Origin of the sequence: Gulosibacter chungangensis, assembly GCF_008831155.1 — a bacterium.
GTDB classification, from domain to species: domain Bacteria; phylum Actinomycetota; class Actinomycetes; order Actinomycetales; family Microbacteriaceae; genus Gulosibacter; species Gulosibacter chungangensis.
Genome location: NZ_WBKB01000005.1, coordinates 163,343 through 181,590, shown reverse-complemented (window position 1 = coordinate 181,590; position 18,248 = coordinate 163,343). Strand labels below are relative to the sequence as shown.

The window sequence follows — 18,248 nt, the reverse complement described above, 5'->3', positions numbered from 1 at the left end:
CCTGTGTGTTCTCGCTCGGTGCTGCTGCGGTGTTAGCGCTTGTTCAGGCCGCGGATTAGGTCCGTGCCGGTTCTTCGGGCAACGCCAAGCAACCATTCGGTCTTATCCGCCAGGCGCTTCGCTGCGCGTTTTTCACTCGTGGTGTCGAAATAGACATAGCCAATGCCGATGATCGCGATCAGCACGCCCACCGCCGCGAAGAGCCACAGCCAGATGCCGGTCGGTTGCATCACCAGCAGCGAGAGCACGAAGACGATGGCCCCGAGGATCAGCCACAGCGGGACTGCGATGATCCATTCCTTGAGGCCAAAGGGGCGTGCCGGTGGTGTGCACTGGCGTGCGAGCTCTTCGGCTTCTGGACGGAACTTCGCCTCGAACCCCTCGAGGAAGCCTTCCTCGTCGTTCGCTCGCTGGAATTTCTTCGCCCAACGCTCGACACGATCACTCAGCCGGTCGACCGCTTCGCCATCTTTCATCAGGGGAACGCCACTGGCGGAACCACCGCCGCTGCGATTGCTCAATGAATCTCCTTTGCAGCACCTAGGCTGCAGAATACGTCACGACGGAATCGGCCTGCGGCTCGCGAGCCTCGTCAAGATCAAGCTGCGACACGGCCCGGTCAATCGTGAACTGACCGACAACCCGCGTGCCAGCGTAGATCACCGCGGTCTGCCCCGGGGCAACCCCGAGGAGCGCTTCATCCACCCGCACCGCGATTTCAATGCCAGCCTCGGTTGCGTCGGGTCGGGTCGCGGTTTCGGCAGCACGGATAACGCACTCCCCCGGTACCGTCTCGCCGTGCGCGCGAATCTGCACCTCGCAGCGGAAGCGATCAGCCTCCGGCTTGGCGCCGGCCCAGGTCCAGCGCTGACCGGCAATCTCACCGATCGCGAGCGCCTCTTTCGGGCCCACCACCACGGTGTTCGACTCCGGGTCGGTGCCGAGCACAAAGCGGGGCTTGCCATCTGCCGCCGGGCGGCCGAGCTTCAGGCCCTTGCGCTGGCCGATCGTGAAGCCGACCGCGCCATCGTGCTCGCCGAGCTGCTCGCCATCGCGGTCGACGATCGCGCCGGGGCGCATCGGGATGTGCCCGCCCAGCCAGGTCTTTGTGTCACCATCCGGAATAAAGCAGATGTCATAGCTATCGGGCTTGCTCGCGGTTACAAAACCGCGTTCCCGTGCCTCCTCGCGCACGAGTTCCTTAGAGGGTGTCTCGCCGAGGGGGAAGGCGCAGTACGCGAGTTGCTGTTCGGTGAGGACCCCGAGCACATACGACTGGTCTTTGGCCTCTTCACTTGCCCGGTGCAGTTCCCGCACACCGTCTTCACGGTCGATGATATGCGCGTAGTGCCCCGTGACCACCTGGTCAAACCCGAGGTCGATGGCCTTATCCAATAGCGCCGCGAACTTGATCTTTTCATTGCAACGCAGGCACGGGTTGGGGGTGCGGCCCTGCTCATACTCGGCGATAAAGTCGTCGACTACATCGAGCCGGAATCGCTCCGAGAAATCCCAGACATAGAAGGGAATGCCGAGTGCGTCGGCCACGCGCCGCGCATCCATCGCATCCTCGATCGTGCAGCAGCCTCGCGAACCCGCCCGCAGGGTGCCGCCAGCCCGCGACAGGGCAAGGTGCACCCCGACGACTTCGTGGCCCGCATCCACTGCGCGCGCTGCCGCGACGGAGGAATCTACCCCGCCGCTCATTGCCGCTAGTACTTTCATGCGCCCGATTCTACTCGCGAGCCTCGTGCTGCGGGTCGGTGTTCGCTGCTGGATCATCCGGCGCAGCTTCAGTTACCTGCGGATCCTGCTCGCGATAGAGATCGGCATAGCGGCCATTCAATGCGAGGAGTTCGCTGTGCGTGCCGCGTTCCAGAATCTGGCCGCGGTCGAGCACGTGAATCACATCCGCATGCCGAATGGTGGACAACCGGTGCGCAATCGAAATCACCGTGCGGCCCCGGCTCGCCTCGTCAATCGCCTCTTGCACGTGCCGCTCACTCACCGTGTCTAGCGCGCTCGTGGCCTCGTCCAGCACCAGCACCGGCGGATCCTTCAGCAGCACCCGCGCGATCGCGATGCGTTGCTTCTCGCCACCCGAGAGCCGATAGCCACGCTCCCCGACGATGGTTTCGTAGCCGTTCGGAAAAGACATGATCTGCTCGTGGATGCTCGCCTTCCGGCAGGCTTCCTGCAGCTGCGCCAAGTCGGCATCAGGCTTTGCCAGCCGCAGATTTTCGGCGATGGATGCGTGAATGAGATAGGACTCCTGGCTCACGAGCCCCATGTGCTGGAGGATGTCTTTGCGGCGCAGGTTGCGCACATCCACCCCTGAGAAACGAACGGTGCCGTCGGTGACGTCATAGAGCCGGGCGGCAAGGTACCCGATCGTGGACTTCCCTGCCCCTGACGGGCCCACGAATGCGGCCATCTGACCCGCGCGGACGGTGAAGCTCACGTCCTTGAGCGTGGGCGGTTCGCTCTCGGCTTGATCCGGATAGCGGAAGACGACCGAATCGAATTCGATCTCGCCAGCCCGTTGCGGATTCGGAGCTTCGGGCTGCGCCGGATCTTGAATCGCGGGCTGCAAGCCCAGGTATTCAAAGATGCGGGCAAAGAGCGCCTTCGAGGTTTGGATTTCTAAACCGGTGCGCATCAGACCGGTCAACGGCCGCGTGAGCTGGCTGTTGACACTCGTGAACGCGACGATCGTGCCGGAGGTCAGCCCCGCACCACCGGCGATCAGGAATCCGGCCACGAGGTAGATGATCACCGGGATCATCCCCATCACCACGCGCATGAACCCGAAGAACCACTGGCCCATCATCGCGAGCTGCCGCTGCAGCAGCACCTGCTGGCGATTTTCCTCTTGATAGAGCTCGAGTGAGGCTTCCTCTCGGCCGAGGGTTTTGGTGAGGAGGATCCCCGAGACCGAGAGCGACTCCTGCGTCATCGCGGTCATATCGGCCAGGGATTGCTGGGTTTTCGTCGCGATCCGTGCGCGACGCTGGCCGACCTTGCGCTGCATCAGCACCAGCGGCGGCATGATGATCAGCGACAGAATCGCCAGCTGCCAGTTGAGCACGAACATGGCCGCCACCGCGGCAATCGTCGAAACAATATTGCCGACCACAGAGGTGAAGGTGTTCTGCAGGGTGTTCGCGACCCCGCCCACGTCATTTTGCAGCCGGGACTGGATTTCGCCGGTCTTGGTGCGGGCGAAGAAGGACAGTTCCATCTGCTGCAGCTTGTCGAAGAGACGGATGCGCAGATCGGCCGTGACGTTGTTCCCGATTAGGACGGTGAGCCAGGTTTGCCAGATGGTGATGGCCGAATTCAGTAGCAGCACCCCGACCATTGCGGCGAGGATCCACCACAGGGCCACGAAGTTTGGCCCGCTACCGTCGGCGGTTCCCGCGGCATCCACTGGAAACAGCCCTCGGTCAAAGGCCTGTTTGGTCAGTAGCGCCGGTAATACCCCGAGTGCACCGGTGGCGAGCACCAGAATCAGGGCGAGGATGAGTTCCCCGCGGTACGGCGTGAAGAGGCCGCCAATCTTGCGCCACAGGTGGTCAACCTCCGGGGCGTGCGCGTTTTGCTCGCGCAGCACCGATTCATCGCGCAGGGACGCTCCACGACCACCGCCACCACCGCGTCCGCCCGCGCCACCCGGCCCCATCATCGTCATAGTGATGACTCTAGTTGGCGCACGTCACCCAGCCTGCCTCACTTGTGGAGCCGCGAGAACCTACCTCAGCGATCTTCGGGGCTGGATGTCTGCACTGGCGCGGTGGCAGTGAGCGGTTCGCGCGGTTCAGTACCGGTGAGACGGCCGACCTGGTTCATCAGGTGGTAGATGACCAGCGCCGCAATGCTGCCGAGCGCAATCCCGTTGAAGATGACGCCGTCGAAGTCCCAGGTGACATTGGCGATACCGACAACAAGGGCAACACCCGCGGTCATCTGGTTCTTGGCCTTCGCAAAGTCGACCTTCGCCTCCACCCACATGCGAATGCCCACGATGCCGATCAGGCCGTAGAGCACGAAGGTGACGCCGCCGAGCACTCCGGCGGGGATCGAAAAGATCAGTGCGCCGATCTTGGGGCTCATCGCGAGGGCAATTGCCGCAAGCCCGGCGACCCAGTAGGCCGCGGTGGAATACACGCGGGTGGCACTCATCACACCGATGTTTTCGCCGTAGGTGGTGGTCGGCGAGCCACCAAAGGTTGCTGATACGGCGGTCGCGAGGCCATCCGAAGCGAGGGTGCGACCAATCATGTGGTCGAGGTTCTTCCCGGTCATCTGCGCGACCGAGGTCACGTGCCCGACGTTCTCGGCGATCAGCACGAACACCACCGGCAAGAACATGGGCAACACCGAGAGATCAAACTCTGGCGCGTGGAATTCCGGCAGCCCGAACCAGGTCGCCTCGTGGAAGGCCGTGAAGTCGACTTCGCCGCGGATAGCCGCAAAGACATATCCAACGATCACTCCGAGGAGCACCGACACCCGCCCGAGAATGCCGCGGAAAAGTGCCGTGCAGAGGATCACCGCGAACAGCGTGACCAATGCCGTCGGCGTGGACTGCTGGAAGTTGTCATAGGCGGTAGGTGCGAGGTTGAACCCGATGAGCGCCACGATCGAGCCCATCACCACCGGTGGCATGAGCACCGAGATCCACCGAGTACCGATGAATTGCACCGCAAACCCCACGGCCGCAAGCAGCAAACCCGTGATGAGCACGCCACCGAGCGCAACGCCCATATTGTGGGCCTGGGTGGCCGCGATAATCGGCGCAATGAACGCAAAGCTTGAGCCGAGATAGCTCGGCACCCGGTTCTGTGTGATCAGTAGGAACAGCAGCGTGCCAATGCCGGAAAACAGCAGCGTCGTGGAAGGTGGAAAGCCCGTCAGCAGCGGCACCAGGAAGGTCGCACCAAACATGGCAATCACGTGCTGGGCGCCGATGCCGATCGTAATTGGCCAGGACAGTCGTTCCTTGGGAGCAACGACCGCACCCGGCTCAACCGAACGCCCGTTACCGTGCAGTTTCCATCTGAACATTTCGCTCCTTCAGCGCCGGTCCCTCGACCATCACCTGCTCCGCCGCGTGTGCGGCTTTCCGAAGCGTAATGTTAGTGCCGCGGCGCGGTTCGATTCGACAGTCCCGCTTTTTCAGCCTGCGCCACCGCATCCGGCAGTGCCGCCAGCACCGCGTCAATATCCTCAGCGGTCGTGGTGTGCCCGAGGGTGAATCGCAAGGCACCACGCGCGGTGGCCTCGTCGAAGCCGCAACCGAGCAGCACGTGGCTCGGTTCCGGGATTCCCGCCTGGCAGGCCGATCCTGTCGAAACCGAAATCCCTGCCATATCGAGGAGGAAGAGCAGGGAGTCGCCCTGGCAGCCCGGGAAGGTGAAGTGCGCGTTCAAGGGCAACCGCAGCGGCCCGGGTTCTGGGCCGCGCAGTTCCGCTTGCGGGATGCGCGACTGAATCTCTCGAATGAGCCGGTCACGAAGAGCTTGCAGTGCTTCGGTGTCCGGCAGGATGCCGCCTTGGAAGGTGTCAGCCACGGCCGCGAAGGCGAGCACCCCACCCACGTCTTGGGTTCCGGAGCGCAGTCCCCGCTGTTGGCCGCCACCGTGCATGAGCGCCTCGGGGGTCGCGTGACGTGACACCGCGAGCGCTCCGACACCGACGGGGCCGCCGATCTTGTGTGCCGACACGCTCACCGCGGCCACACCCCAGTCACGCATGGAGACCGAGAGCTGCCCATAGGACGCCACCGCATCCACGTGCATCGGGATGCCTTGCGCCTCACTCAGGCTCGCGAGCTCGGCCACCGGTTGCACGGTGCCGATTTCGTTATTGCCGTGCAGGGTCGTCAAAAGGGCGCCGCGCTCCCCCACGCGCGCAATCACTTCCGCAGCCGCGGCCAGATCAATCAGGCCGGTCGCGTCCACCTTGAGCCACTCAACCTCGGCACCCTCATTTGCCACCAGCCATTCGACAGCGTCGAGGGTGGCGTGGTGCTCGGTGCGGGTGGTGATGATCACCGGCCGCGAGGCGGTGCGGTTCCGTGCCCACCACAGACCCTTAATGGCGAGGTTATTTGACTCGGTGCCGCCGGAGGTGAAGACGGTTTCGATGGCTTGCGCGCCGAGGGTGCTGGCGATGCGCTCCCGGGCTTCTTCCAATTCGGCGCGGGAGCGCTGTCCGTGGGCGTGAATTGAGGCGGGATTACCGACGCGACTGGTGGCTTGCAACCAGGCTTCTCGGGCCGCGGGGTGAAGCGGAGTGGTGGCGGCATGGTCGAGGTACACGGACATGGACTCCATTGTCCCACCGTGCCGAGCGGTTGCGGCAGATTCTCTACAAGAGTTCCGACAAGAGCTTCAACGAAATGACTCTCGGATCGCTAAGATCGGTAGGCTGGCCCGCTTTCTACCAGGACGTGAACGCTATGGACGCCATCGACATCCCAGCACTCGGGATCTCCCTCTTCAATGGCAAGCCCACACTGCGAGTGTTTTCCGCGAATGCCACCGCGGTCTCTGTGGTGCTGCTCTCCGAGCAGCGCACCGTGCTGCATGAGCTACCGCTCGCGCGTACCGGTGATATTTGGGAGGTCACCAGCAGTGTGCTGGTGCCGGGTTCCTATTACGCGCTGCGGGTTGACGGCCCGCGCGATTTCCAGCACAGCTTTGATCCGAAGCGGCTCTACCTCGACCCCTACGCGCGGCACGTCGAAAACCTCGGCGACAACCTGCATCCTTTTTGGGTCGCGAGGGTCGTCCGCCGGGAGGAATTCGACTGGGGTGAGCACAAGCATCCACACACCCCGCTGCGAGATACCGTCATCTACGAAGCCCATCTCAAGGGGCTCACAAAACTGGCGCATTTCGTGCCGGAAGAGTTGCGCGGCACCTACGCGGGGCTGGCGCATCCGAATGTCGTGGCGCACCTGACCAACCTCGGCATTACCGCGGTGGAGCTGCTGCCGATCCAGGCATTCACGAGCGAGAAGCACCTCCGTGGTGACGAGCTCACGAACTACTGGGGCTACAACACCCTCGGGTTCTTCGCACCGCACGCCGAATACGCGACCGAGGCCGCTCGCCGCGAAGGGCCGGAGGCAATCGCTCGCGAGCTTAAGTCCACCGTGCGTGCCTTGCACGAGGCGGGCATCGAGGTGCTGCTCGATGTGGTCTACAACCACACCGCGGACGAGGGTATCGAAGGTGACCCGGTGCTCTTTCGCGGCATCGACGAGGCCACCTACTACCGGCAGGATCCGGGCGGCAACCTCGTGGATGTCACCGGATGCGGCAATTCAGTGGACACCTCGAATATTTATGTGCGTCGGTTCGTGCTCGATTCGCTGCGCTACTGGACCGAAGAATTTGGCATCGACGGCTTCCGTTTCGACCTCGCGGTGACCCTGGGGCGTGATACTGGGCACGCCTTCACTCCCCATCACCCGCTGCTGCACGAAATTGTGCATGATCCGGCTCTGCGCGAGAGCAAGATCATCGCCGAACCCTGGGATGTGGGTGTTGGTGGCTGGCAGACCGGCCGGTTCCCGCAGGGGTGGTCGGAGTGGAATGACGAATATCGGGATCGGCTGCGCCGCTTCTGGGTCGAAAGCTTTGCGCACGCCCGAGTGACCGGGCAGCACCGCGAGGCGATCGGCAAGCTCGCCACCGCAATCGCCGGGTCCTCGAGCCGCTTTAGCGATGACCGCGGTCCGCTTGCCAGCGTTAATTTCGTGACCGCGCACGACGGCTTCACGCTGCGGGATCTGGTGTCCTATAACGTCAAGCACAATCTGATGAATCACGAGCTCGGCCGTGATGGTACCGACAACAACCACTCCTATAACTTCGGGGTTGAGGGCGAGACCGAGGATGCACGCATCCTGGAATTCCGCCGGCTCACGGTGCGCAATCTGATCGGCACGCTGCTGATTTCGGCGGGTGTGCCGATGCTCACCGCCGGGGATGAACTCTCCCGCACACAGCACGGAAACAACAACCCCTACAACCAAGACAACGGCGAGTTCGGCTGGATCGATTGGCGCCTCGATGAAGCGCAGGAGCAGACGATCCTGCACACTCGACGGCTCATTGAAATTCGTCGCAATCACCCGGTATTGCGACCCGAGTACTACAACCACACGACCGAAACACTCGAAGATTCGACCCGGTTCACCTGGTTCGATGCCTTTGGCCGGCACATGGCGGATTGGCAGTGGACCACACCCGCCAGTCGTTCGGTGCAGTTCATCGCCTCCGCGTTACTTTCCGACGGCAGGACCGATCAGGTGCTCGTGATCATTCACGGGGTGACAGATCCCGCGCCTTTCCGGCTGCCGCAGGTGGATGGCGTGGCTGGGTATCGCTTGCTTTGGGATTCGGCAGCCTACCGCGTTTCGGAGATTGATACGGATGCGATGTCGGTGGCCTCCCCACAGCAGCGGATGCGGTTGGTCGGCCCCTCGATGCGGATTTATTCGGTGCTCGACGAGCACTAGGAGATTTCTGTCGCTGCGCACGCACAGTCGGGTTTGTGGATAGCCAGGAACTCCGCCATCGAAACTTGCTAGGTTCGCTGACGTGGCTACGACATCTGGAATGAGCAACCGTGATTCTTCCCGTTCGACCAATTTCCCGGGCTCGGGCTACGAGCCCGTGTACGGTCGCATCCCGATCATGCGACTACGGCCGCAAATTGAGTGTGCTCTTTTCCCTTCGAAGGCTTATGTCGGGGAGGTAATCCCCTTCTCTTGCGTCGCGTTCCGTGAGGGCCATGACAAGATCGCCGTCGATCTGGTGCTGACCGCGCCGAATGGGGATGCCACCCGCATCCGCCTCGACCGCGGGAATCCCGGACTTGATGAGTGGCAGACCACCGCACAGGTCACCGTTGAAGGCGAGTGGCAGTGGTACATGGAAGCCTTCGGGGACGACTTTGCGACCTGGCGGCACAACGCCGAGATTAAGGTGCCCGCGGGCATCGACGTCGAGGTCATGTTGGAAGAGGGCGCTCGAGTCCTCGATCGCGCCGAGCAGACCCCGGCAGTGGTGGCGGCAGCCAAAGCTGCGCGAAACACCGCCCTCAAGGCGCTCGATCGGTTGCGTGCACTCATCGCAGACGACGTCGTCGCGCAGCTCACGGAGGCTCCGGTGCGTTCGCTCGTGACCCCGTCAGCGACCCGAACCATCCGCGTTGAGCGGCAGCGCGCGGGCTACGGCGCCTGGTACGAATTCTTCCCGCGCTCCGAGGGCGCAGTACCCAACATTGACGGTTCTTGGCGCAGCGGTACCTTCCAAACTGCCACCGAGCGCCTCGACGGCGTTGCCGCGATGGGGTTTGACGTCGTCTACCTGCCGCCGATTCACCCGATCGGCCACACCAACCGAAAGGGCCCGAACAATACGCTCGTCGCCGGCCCGAATGACCCCGGCTCGCCCTGGGCCATTGGTGCCGATACCGGCGGCCACAAGGATGTGCATCCAGACCTGGGTGCCGAGGCCGACTTTGTCGCCTTCCGCGAGCGCGCCGAAGAGCTCGGAATGGAAGTTGCTCTCGACCTCGCGCTGCAGGCCACACCGGATCACCCCTGGGTGAAGGAACACCCCGAGTGGTTCACTACCCTCGCGGATGGCACCATCGCCTATGCCGAGAACCCACCGAAGAAGTATCAGGACATTTACCCGATCAACTTCGACAATGATCGCAATGGGTTCTACGCAGAAGTGCTCGATGTGGTGCGGCACTGGATCGGCCTCGGGGTCAAGATCTTCCGTGTCGACAACCCACACACCAAGCCCCTGCAGTTCTGGGAATGGTTGATCCACGACATCAACGCCGAGTACCCGGAGGTGCTTTTCCTCGCCGAAGCGTTTACCCGGCCGGCGGTAATGCAGTCGCTTGCAAAGGCAGGTTTCCACCAGTCTTACTCCTACTTCACGTGGCGCAACACCCGTGAGGAGCTCGAGGAGTTCCTCACCGAAATCTCGCACGACACGAGCGATTTCATGCGCCCCAACCTCTTCGTGAACACCCCGGATATCCTCACCGAATATCTGCAGCGCGGCGGTCGACCCGCCTATGAAGCCCGCGCGGTAATCGCCGCGATCGCCGGCTCAAACTGGGGCATGTACGCCGGGTATGAGCTCGTCGAGAACGTCGCCCGGCCCGGGTCGGAAGAAAATATCGACAATGAAAAGTACGAATTCAAGCAGCGAAACTGGGCCGCCGAAGAAGCCGCCGGTCGCTCGCTTGCGCCGCTAATCACACAGCTCAACGGCATCCGCCACGCGCATCCCGCGCTGTGGCAACTGCGCAACTTCGAGATTCATGACGCCGACAACCCGCAGATTCTCTCGTTCTCCAAGCATCTGGCTGCAAAATACACCGATTCGGGCATCGCCGACACGATCCTCACCGTCGTGAACCTCGATCCGTTCGCCACCCAGGAGTCCACGCTCACCGTGGACGCTGAAAAGCTTGGACTCCCCCGAAATGCCGCGTTCCAGGTCGAGGATCTCCTCAGCGGCGCCATCTGGGATTGGTCCACCCACAATTTCGTGCGTCTCGCCCCCGGACAGTCGCACGTGCTCTCCGTTCGACACCACTAAGAGAAATACCGGTTTCGTTGTGAACACAGCAGTTAGCGAACAGCCAATCATTCCCGACCCCGAACTGCTCGCGCTCGCAGAGGGTCGCCATTCGGGCCCCCACGGCGTCCTCGGTCAGCATCCCTTCGGGGATGACGGCACTGTCATCGTCCGTGTCCGTCGACCGCTTGCCAAGAGCGTGCGCATCGAGCTTGAATCGACTGGTCACACGGTCGAACTGCAGCACCTCGCGCACGGCATTTGGGAAGGCACGCATCGGCACGGTCTTGACGACTACGTGATCGTCACCGAATACGACGGCGGCGAAACCTACACCGCGGATGACCCGTACCGGTTCCTCCCCACCGTCGGCGAAACCGATGTGTATCTTTTCGGTGAGGGCCGCCACGAACAGCTCTGGAAGGTGCTCGGCGCACACGTGCGCGAGCACTACGGCACGAAGAAATTCGTCGCCGGTACCGCATTTGCAGTCTGGGCACCACACGCCCAGGCCGTGCGCGTGGTCGGGTCGTTCAATAGCTGGGACGGCGCCGAGCACGCGATGCGTCGCCTCAATGAGCGAGGCATCTGGGAACTGTTTATCCCCGGCATCGGTGCCCATGAAACCTATAAGTTCCAGATCCTCACTCCCGCCGGGAACTGGGTGGACAAGGCCGACCCGATGGCTCGGCACGCCGAGAAGCCGCCGCACACCGCATCCGTGATTGCCGAACCCTCGCGGCACGAATGGGGTGACGATGCCTGGATGGCCAAGCGCGCATCCAACGACCCGCACAATCAGCCGCTGAGCGTCTACGAACTTCACGCCATGTCCTGGCGACCGGGGCTCGGCTACCGCGAACTTGCGGATGAGCTGATTGACTATCTCGATGAGCTGCAGTTCACCCACGTGGAATTCATGCCGCTCGCTGAGCATCCCTTCGGCGGTTCCTGGGGCTATCAGGTCACCGGCTACTACGCGCCAACCTCGCGCCTGGGCTCCCCCGATGATCTGCGCTATCTGATCGACCGCCTGCACCAGGCTGGCTATGGCGTGATCATGGACTGGGTCCCCGGGCACTTCCCGAAGGATGCATTCGGTCTCGCCGAGTTTGATGGCCAGGCGGTCTATGAGCACCCGGACCCGCGGCTGGGGCACCAGGCCGACTGGGGTACCTATGTGTTCAACTTCGGTGACTCCCAGGTACGAAACTTCCTGGTCGCCAATGCCTTGTACTGGCTCGAGGAGTTCCACATTGATGGCCTCCGGGTGGATGCGGTGGCCTCGATGATTTATCGCGACTACTCTCGCGACGAGTGGCTGCCAAATAAGGACGGTGGCCGGGAGTACTACGAGGCGATCGGCTTCCTGCAGGAAGTCAATGCGACCGCGTACAAGCTCAACCCCGGCGTGCTGATGATCGCTGAGGAATCGACGAGCTTCCCAGGCGTCACCAAGCCAACCGACTGGAACGGACTGGGGTTCGGCCTGAAGTGGAATATGGGCTGGATGAACGACAACCTTCGGTATATCGAGAAGGACCCGATCTACCGCAAGTGGCACCAGGGCGATCTCACCTTCTCCTTCGTCTATGCCTGGAGCGAGCAGTACATTCTGCCGATTTCCCACGATGAAGTGGTGCATGGGAAGGGCTCGATGTTCGCGAAGATGCCCGGCGATGACTGGCAGAAGTCCGCAAACCTGCGACTGTTTTACTCCTACCAGTGGGGGCACCCGGGCAAGCAGCTGCTGTTCATGGGGCAGGAGTTCGGTCAGCCGAGTGAGTGGTCCGAAGACAAGGGCCTCGATTGGTGGCTGCTCGAGAACCCAACGTTCTCGGGTGTGCAGCGCTATGTCGCAGAACTCAACCGGCTTTACCGCAACACTCCGGCGCTGTGGGAGCTCGACAATGATCCGGCTGGGCTGCAGTGGATTGCCGGTGATGACGCAGAGAACAGTCTGCTTGCATTCATCCGCCGCGACCGCTCGGGGGCGCCGCTTGCCTGCGTATTCAACTTCTCGAACCACGCGCTTGAGGGCTACCAGCTCGGTCTTCCCTCGGGCGGCGCGTGGGACGAGGTGCTCAATTCAGATGATGTCGCCTTTGGCGGCAGCGGAGTTACGAACTCTGGCCTGATCGCAAACGGGGCACCCGCACACGGCCACGGACAGTCCGTGTCGCTGCGAGTGCCCCCGTTGGGTGCGACGTTCCTGCAACGCCGCTAAGGCGCTCTCCTGGGCCCGGCTATGGCCCTAGGAGAACAGCAGGTTGGTGAGCTGCTGACGCGCGCGGACCACGCGCGCGTCAGTCGACCCCACCACTTCAAACAGTTCAAGGATGCGTTCGCGCACCTTGTTTTTGTTTTCCGGGTCCGACTTCGCAAGCAGGCCTAGGAGACGGTTGAAGGCGTCGTCGACGTGTCCGCCAGAGAGGTCCAGGTCGGCGACGTCAAACTGCGCGTCGAGATCATCCGGGAACTTGGCTGCCCGATCGCGGATCTCCGGGAGGGTCTTGTCCTTGAGCCGCACCAGCAGGCTCACCTGCGCGAGACCCACTTTGGCTTCTTCATCCGCAGGAGCTTCCTTGATCGCCTGCTCATAGGCGGCCTTGGCCGCTTCCACATCGCCGCGAGCGAGTGCGTCCTGTGCTTCTTGGTGCAGCGGCGGGAGCGGCTTCGGGGCGGGCTCGCCGGCTTCAGCCGGAGCGCCGGTGATCTCCACCTTGCCGGTAACGCCCTGCTGGGCTGCGACCTGGATGAGTTCGTTCACTACCTGCACGATCTGCTCGCGCGGCGGGTTGCCCTGGAAAAGCGGCACCGGTCGACCGCCGAGGAGCGCCAGCACCGAGGGCTGCCCGCCCAGCTGAGGGTGTGCATCCGCGTCAATCCGAAGCAGCAACAGCCGACCGTCAGCCGAGCGGATGAGGTCATCCAGTACCGGTGCAAGTGCCGCCGAATCGGCGTCACTAGCCGAGTAGACCTGCACGATCACGGGGATCCGCGTGGAATACTGCGAGAACTGTTCGAGCTCGGCCTCGCCTCCGTTGACCACGGCATCCGGCAGCGACATAAATGCTTCGCCCGATGCTCCGGCGGGGCTTCCTGCGGGTCCTCCGGGCTGTGCTCCACCGGCGGCTGCCTGCTGGCGTTGCTGGTGGGCCTGCGCGAGCCCGCTCAGATCGATACCGCCGCCCATCGCGGCCATCGGAAGATTCGGATTAGTCATCGTGGTTAGGACTCCTCAATTTCTTTGGCATCGGTCATGGATTGCGAGACACCCAGGAACTGGATGGTCCCCCCGGTCTCAGCACTCGGGACGTAGAACAGCAGCTGGTCAGTGTACGTCCGCACGAAACCGGTTTCGCTGGTCTCCACCCCCGACAAGGCCGCAGTGCGACCGGCAACGGTGATCAGTGCCCGGTCGTTGGCGGCTTCCAGGGTCTCGGTTTCGGCAATCGACACAGCAACTATGGCACCACCGTCAATCGAGGTGATGCCGATCGGCTCGGTGCCGGTTGCGGCATACGCGAAGCTAATCGAGATCACTTCCGGGTCGAGCTCCTCGGACAGGCCATCTCGATAGGCATCATTCACCTGCGAACGCAAGGCGTCATTATTCGGGTCGAAGAGCGCGGCATATTCGGACGCGTCGCCCTTGGCAATGATGTCCGCGTAGGCCGCCGCGAGCTGATCGGGAGCCAGTACGAGGTCTCCCTCGAGGTTCGCGATGCTCGGTGCACCCACACTCACGGGAGCAGCTTCCGGCAGCGCCACACCGGCGGCGAGTTCGGTCAGTGAGGCCACCTTAAAGTTTGCGCGAGGATCTTCCTGCACGAGCATGACGGCCGCTGGAGAGGCACCTTCGCCAGCATCCTCCCCCGGGTTCACCACCGCGAACACCACTCGTGGCCACGAATCGGTTGCTTCCGGCACCGCGTAGACAATGTCCCCGGTCGGGAACGGTACAGGTCCGGAGAGCGAATCGTCAGCGGTCTTTGCCTTGTACACCGCGGTGCGGTTCTGCAGAGCATCCGCGGTGAAGCGCGGTTCCAGGATGCTCGCATCCAGTGCGGCGTCGGCCTCGGCTGCCAAGGCTGCCGCATCGGCGATCACCTGCTCAAGTTGGGCCTCGTTGAGTGTGGGGGGCATTGCGCCCTCCTCAATCAGCGCGGCTTCCACCGTCGAGGTTGGCGTGCCGGTAGGTGCGATCTCGGTATTGGTCCATTCGGTGGGCCAGTACTGCGGCGCGCAACCTGCAAGCGTGAGCGAGGCGACCACCATCAGCGGTGCCACGAAGAACTGCCGCTTCGGGGCGCTCGAGCGGTTGCGCCCGCGGGGACGGCGCCACTTCGATTCTTCCTCGGCTTCGCCCGACTCCGGAGAGGACTCGGAGGTCGCTTCCGCCGCGGTTGCCTGCGGCTTCGGGGAGTTCTCGGAGGAGTCATCTGCGGTCACAGGCTGGGGTTCCGCAACGGCTGTTTCAGGTTGGGCGACGGGCTCAAGCTCAGTAACAGCATCAGAGTCCGAAGCAGGCTCGGGCTCAGAAGCAATCACGGGCTCGGCTTCGACTGCGGGTTCGGCAGTGGATGCACCACCTACGGGAGGTGCAAAAGGCGAGGCTTCATTCACGGGGGTGCTCGCTGGCTCGGGTTCAGGTTCGGGTTCGGTAACCGGCGCGACCGGCGTCACCGGCGGCGCAAACGCTTCCGGTCGACTTTCAGGGCGTTCTTCCGGAGCGGCGGCTGCAGGTGTTGCTTCCGTGGGCGCAATTGAGGGTGCAGACTCTGTCTCCGTTTCTGCGACCGGAGCTGCGGGCTCTGGTTCCGCAGCTGCGACCGAATCGACCCAAGGCACGGGCGACCAGGGACCGACCGAGGTGCCCTGCGCATCCGCACCCTGTGCATCCGCTTCGGTTCCGATGGCCGCCGCTTTCGCACCATCGCGCTTAGCAGCAAGCGCGTCTTCGCGCTTGACGCGGCGACGGTGCAGCAGCGCCCAGGCGAGGAGAGCTAGCGCGAGCACCAGCAGAATCAGCCCGGCGGTCAACAATGGGCCAACCATGGGTGCATAACCACCAAATGGCCAACTAATCTCGATCGTGCTGGGAGCGGGCGCGGTACCGTCTGAGGCAATCAGCACCGAATAACCGGGCGAGACCACCAGGTCGAGGGAGAGGGATCCCTCACCGGTGTGCTCTTCAAACCAGAGGTCATTGCCTGCCGGTGAGGGCACCGTAGCTTCCGTGCCGGTCTCGGTGAAGGTGAGATCGGTCGTGTGACCGTTGCTGCTGTCGGCGGTCTCCCCCAGTGTGACGGTGTTGTGCAGTGCATCGCCCACCCACGCCGTAACATCGTCGGTTCGGCCCACCGCAACGAAAATTTCACCGTCGCCCGTGAGTTCCATCGACTGAGTCCCTGCCCTCGATGCGAGAATGTCGTGGCTGATGACGGTGATCGGAGCCGTGGAGTCGGCGGTCCCGACCGCGGTCACCTCGCTAACGTTCGCTGCTTGCGAGTACTGCACACCGCCGACGATGAGCATTATGACACTCGCAACGAACGCCACTGCTGCCAGGATGAATCGCACGCGTTCTCCTTTATGGTTTGGGGCCAGTTGCACAAAATCTGAGCGTTAAATCTTATCGCACCGGCAGATTTGTGACCTGATCGTGATCTGATCGTACGGAAGCTTCGGGAGAAGTCGAATCCACACGAAATCGACATGACACCGTCTCCTCGCGATGACCTGCGAGCTTGCAGAGCGTTCAACCATCCTCCGGTCGATCTGGCAACTAGACTTCAGACATCTCAGTAGTGCGATTTCGTGCTTCTCACGCTTCACTTGGAAGGACGGCAGTGGACGGTTTCAACTTCACCACCACCATGCGCGGATACAACCGCGAGGAGGTTGACCAGGTCATCGGTGAGCTGCAGCGACGACTTCACGAAACGCAGGCCGCCCAGGAACGCGCTTCGCAGGAGATCTCGACGCTGCAATCGCGGGTGCGCCAGCTCAGTGACGAGCTCAGAGAGGCAGACTCCCCCAGCTACGCCGGCCTCGGTACCAAACTCGCGGGCACGCTCGCGACGGCGGAAGATCAGGCCGCTCGGCTCGTTTCAGATGCTAACCGCGAGGCCGATCAGATTCGTGAAACCGCCCAGCGCGAGGCAGTCAAGATTCACGAAGATGCCAATGACTATGCCGAGCGAGTCTCCAATGATGCTGACCAATCCGCTCGCCGCATCGCGGCGGAAGCACAGTCCACAGCGGACCAGCTGGTAGAAAACGCGCGCCAAGAAGCAGAGCTCACGAAGCTCAACCAGGAACGCGAGATTGACTCGGTCAAGGACCAGGTCACTTCCGAACTGCGCGAACTGCGTCACGCAACTGACCGCGAAATCGAAGCGGCTAAGGCGCAAGCCAGTGAAGAAATTGCTCGCCAGCGCCAACAGCACGAAGAAGAGCTCGCCACGGCCCTCGCATCCCTCACCAAACAGCAGCGTGAATTTGCCGACTATGAGGCTCGGACACGCCACGAATTGGCGGAAGCCCGTGAGGCCTTCGAGCGCGAGAGCGTTGAACGACGCACCTCGATGGAACGCTCCCTGGCAGAGCTTCGCCGGACTCAAGAGCAGGAATTGAGCGAGGCACAAGCTGCGTGGACGAGCACCCAGACCACACAGCGTGAACAGCTCAATGCCGAGATTGCCCAGGCACGTGCTCTGCTGGCCGACGAGCTCACGGCAGAGCGCTCGCGTCACGAACGTGCGATCAGGGATGAGCGCGAAAAGCTTGAGGCCGAACTCGCCGAGCTGCAGACGACGACCCATCTGGAACTGAACGAGATGCGCACGCGTCAAACGCGCGAGCTCGAGCAGGAACGTCACCGCGTCACCACCGAAATCGCTGAACTTCGGGAAAACTCTCTCCGCGAACTCGCTACGACCAGGAGCGATCAAGAGGTCGAGCTCGCTGCGAAGCGCAACGAGTTCGAGCAGCAGCTCGTCGTTGCCGGGCGCAACGCCGAAGCTGCCGCGAAGAAGCTCATCGATGACGCCACCGAACAGCTTGCGGACCTCAACCAGCGCAGCGAAATGGTTCGTCGTGAGGCGGGCAAGATCACCGCGGATGCCCGCCAGCGCGCGCAAGAAACCATTCAAGCGGCCGAAAAGCAGGCCGCGAACCTGTTGGAAAACTCGAACCGTCAGGCACGCGAACGCGCCCGTGAACTCGAAAACCGTGCTCGCGGTGAACAGCAGCGGGCCGAACGCCGACTCACTCAGTTGCGCGATGAACGCGACCAGATTGCCGCACACCTCGAACAAATGCGGGCAGTATTCTCGCAGCTGAATATTCCCACGATCGCCCAACCCGAACCCGGCTCGGATGAGCCCGCCGAAGGTTTTGAGAGCGAGGGTCTCGAGGGGGCCAATGTCGAACTCGATGTGGCCGAGCTTGCGGAAGAGGCTGAACCGCTCGAAGAGCCTGAGCTTGCGGAAAAGGCTGAGCTTCCGGAAGAGGCTCTGGATGTTGATGCCGCAGACGACGCTGACTCAGCTGAAGATGCCGAGGCGACCGACTCTGTGTCCGAGAAGACGAAGAGCAAGTAACTGAACGCATCCCCTG

Annotated in this window: 11 protein-coding genes; 4 read left to right on the top strand and 7 right to left on the bottom strand. The window is 62.7% G+C overall.

From position 1 onward, the window contains the following. Positions 1 to 32: 32 nt before the first annotated feature. The 5 genes from F8O05_RS09440 to F8O05_RS09420 all read right to left on the bottom strand — a co-directional run bounded on the left by F8O05_RS09440 (position 33) and on the right by F8O05_RS09420 (position 6,329). Positions 33 to 521, bottom strand: coding sequence for a hypothetical protein (locus F8O05_RS09440; RefSeq protein ID WP_158052478.1), 489 nt, complete (start codon positions 519 to 521; stop codon positions 33 to 35). Positions 522 to 540: 19 nt separating this feature from the next. Next, the gene (gene mnmA, locus F8O05_RS09435) at positions 541 to 1,725 is read right to left on the bottom strand and encodes a tRNA 2-thiouridine(34) synthase MnmA (RefSeq protein ID WP_158052477.1); all 1,185 of its coding nucleotides are present in this window, start codon (positions 1,723 to 1,725) and stop codon (positions 541 to 543) included. A gap of 10 nt (positions 1,726 to 1,735) precedes the next feature. Beyond that, positions 1,736 to 3,691, bottom strand: coding sequence for an ABC transporter ATP-binding protein (locus tag F8O05_RS09430; RefSeq protein ID WP_158052476.1), 1,956 nt, complete (start codon positions 3,689 to 3,691; stop codon positions 1,736 to 1,738). 65 nt (positions 3,692 to 3,756) lie between these two features. Continuing rightward, positions 3,757 to 5,067 (bottom strand): uracil-xanthine permease family protein, encoded by a 1,311-nt coding sequence (locus tag F8O05_RS09425; RefSeq protein WP_158052475.1) that lies wholly within the window; start codon positions 5,065 to 5,067, stop codon positions 3,757 to 3,759. A 71-nt stretch (positions 5,068 to 5,138) separates the two neighbouring features. After that, on the bottom strand, positions 5,139 to 6,329 hold the full coding sequence (locus tag F8O05_RS09420; RefSeq protein ID WP_158052474.1) for a cysteine desulfurase family protein: 1,191 nt from the start codon (positions 6,327 to 6,329) through the stop codon (positions 5,139 to 5,141). A 74-nt stretch (positions 6,330 to 6,403) separates the two neighbouring features. Between F8O05_RS09420 and glgX the strand changes: the two genes are divergently transcribed. The 3 genes from glgX (at position 6,404) to glgB (ending at position 12,849) form a co-directional block, all read left to right on the top strand. Continuing rightward, positions 6,404 to 8,533, top strand: coding sequence for a glycogen debranching protein GlgX (glgX, locus tag F8O05_RS09415; protein WP_225735826.1), 2,130 nt, complete (start codon positions 6,404 to 6,406; stop codon positions 8,531 to 8,533). Between the two features lie 100 nt (positions 8,534 to 8,633). After that, entirely contained in the window at positions 8,634 to 10,643 is a 2,010-nt protein-coding gene (locus F8O05_RS09410; RefSeq protein WP_263970292.1) for an alpha-1,4-glucan--maltose-1-phosphate maltosyltransferase, read from the top strand. Positions 10,644 to 10,662: 19 nt separating this feature from the next. Further along, complete coding sequence (gene glgB / locus F8O05_RS09405; protein ID WP_225735825.1) at positions 10,663 to 12,849, top strand: 1,4-alpha-glucan branching protein GlgB; 2,187 nt, start codon at positions 10,663 to 10,665, stop codon at positions 12,847 to 12,849. A 27-nt stretch (positions 12,850 to 12,876) separates the two neighbouring features. On the opposite strand, the gene F8O05_RS09400 is transcribed toward glgB, so the two are convergent. After that, positions 12,877 to 13,848 carry a tetratricopeptide repeat protein gene (locus F8O05_RS09400; RefSeq protein ID WP_158052472.1) on the bottom strand — a complete coding sequence of 324 codons (972 nt, stop codon included), beginning with the start codon at positions 13,846 to 13,848 and terminating at the stop codon, positions 12,877 to 12,879. A 5-nt stretch (positions 13,849 to 13,853) separates the two neighbouring features. Then, complete coding sequence (locus tag F8O05_RS09395; RefSeq protein WP_158052471.1) at positions 13,854 to 16,208, bottom strand: hypothetical protein; 2,355 nt, start codon at positions 16,206 to 16,208, stop codon at positions 13,854 to 13,856. Positions 16,209 to 16,477: 269 nt separating this feature from the next. On the opposite strand from F8O05_RS09395, the gene F8O05_RS09390 reads away from it, so the two are divergent. Beyond that, the gene (locus F8O05_RS09390; protein WP_158052470.1) at positions 16,478 to 18,232 is read left to right on the top strand and encodes a DivIVA domain-containing protein; all 1,755 of its coding nucleotides are present in this window, start codon (positions 16,478 to 16,480) and stop codon (positions 18,230 to 18,232) included. Positions 18,233 to 18,248: the final 16 nt, after the last annotated feature.

Coding starts and splice junctions, on each gene's coding strand:
- mnmA (WP_158052477.1), bottom strand. CDS start 1,725: ATGAAAGTACTAGCGGCAATGAGCGGCGGGGTAGATTCCTCCGTCGCG.
- F8O05_RS09430 (WP_158052476.1), bottom strand. CDS start 3,691: ATGACGATGATGGGGCCGGGTGGCGCGGGCGGACGCGGTGGTGGCGGT.
- F8O05_RS09425 (WP_158052475.1), bottom strand. CDS start 5,067: ATGTTCAGATGGAAACTGCACGGTAACGGGCGTTCGGTTGAGCCGGGT.
- F8O05_RS09420 (WP_158052474.1), bottom strand. CDS start 6,329: ATGTCCGTGTACCTCGACCATGCCGCCACCACTCCGCTTCACCCCGCG.
- glgX (WP_225735826.1), top strand. CDS start 6,404: ATGACTCTCGGATCGCTAAGATCGGTAGGCTGGCCCGCTTTCTACCAG.
- F8O05_RS09410 (WP_263970292.1), top strand. CDS start 8,634: ATGAGCAACCGTGATTCTTCCCGTTCGACCAATTTCCCGGGCTCGGGC.
- F8O05_RS09400 (WP_158052472.1), bottom strand. CDS start 13,848: ATGACTAATCCGAATCTTCCGATGGCCGCGATGGGCGGCGGTATCGAT.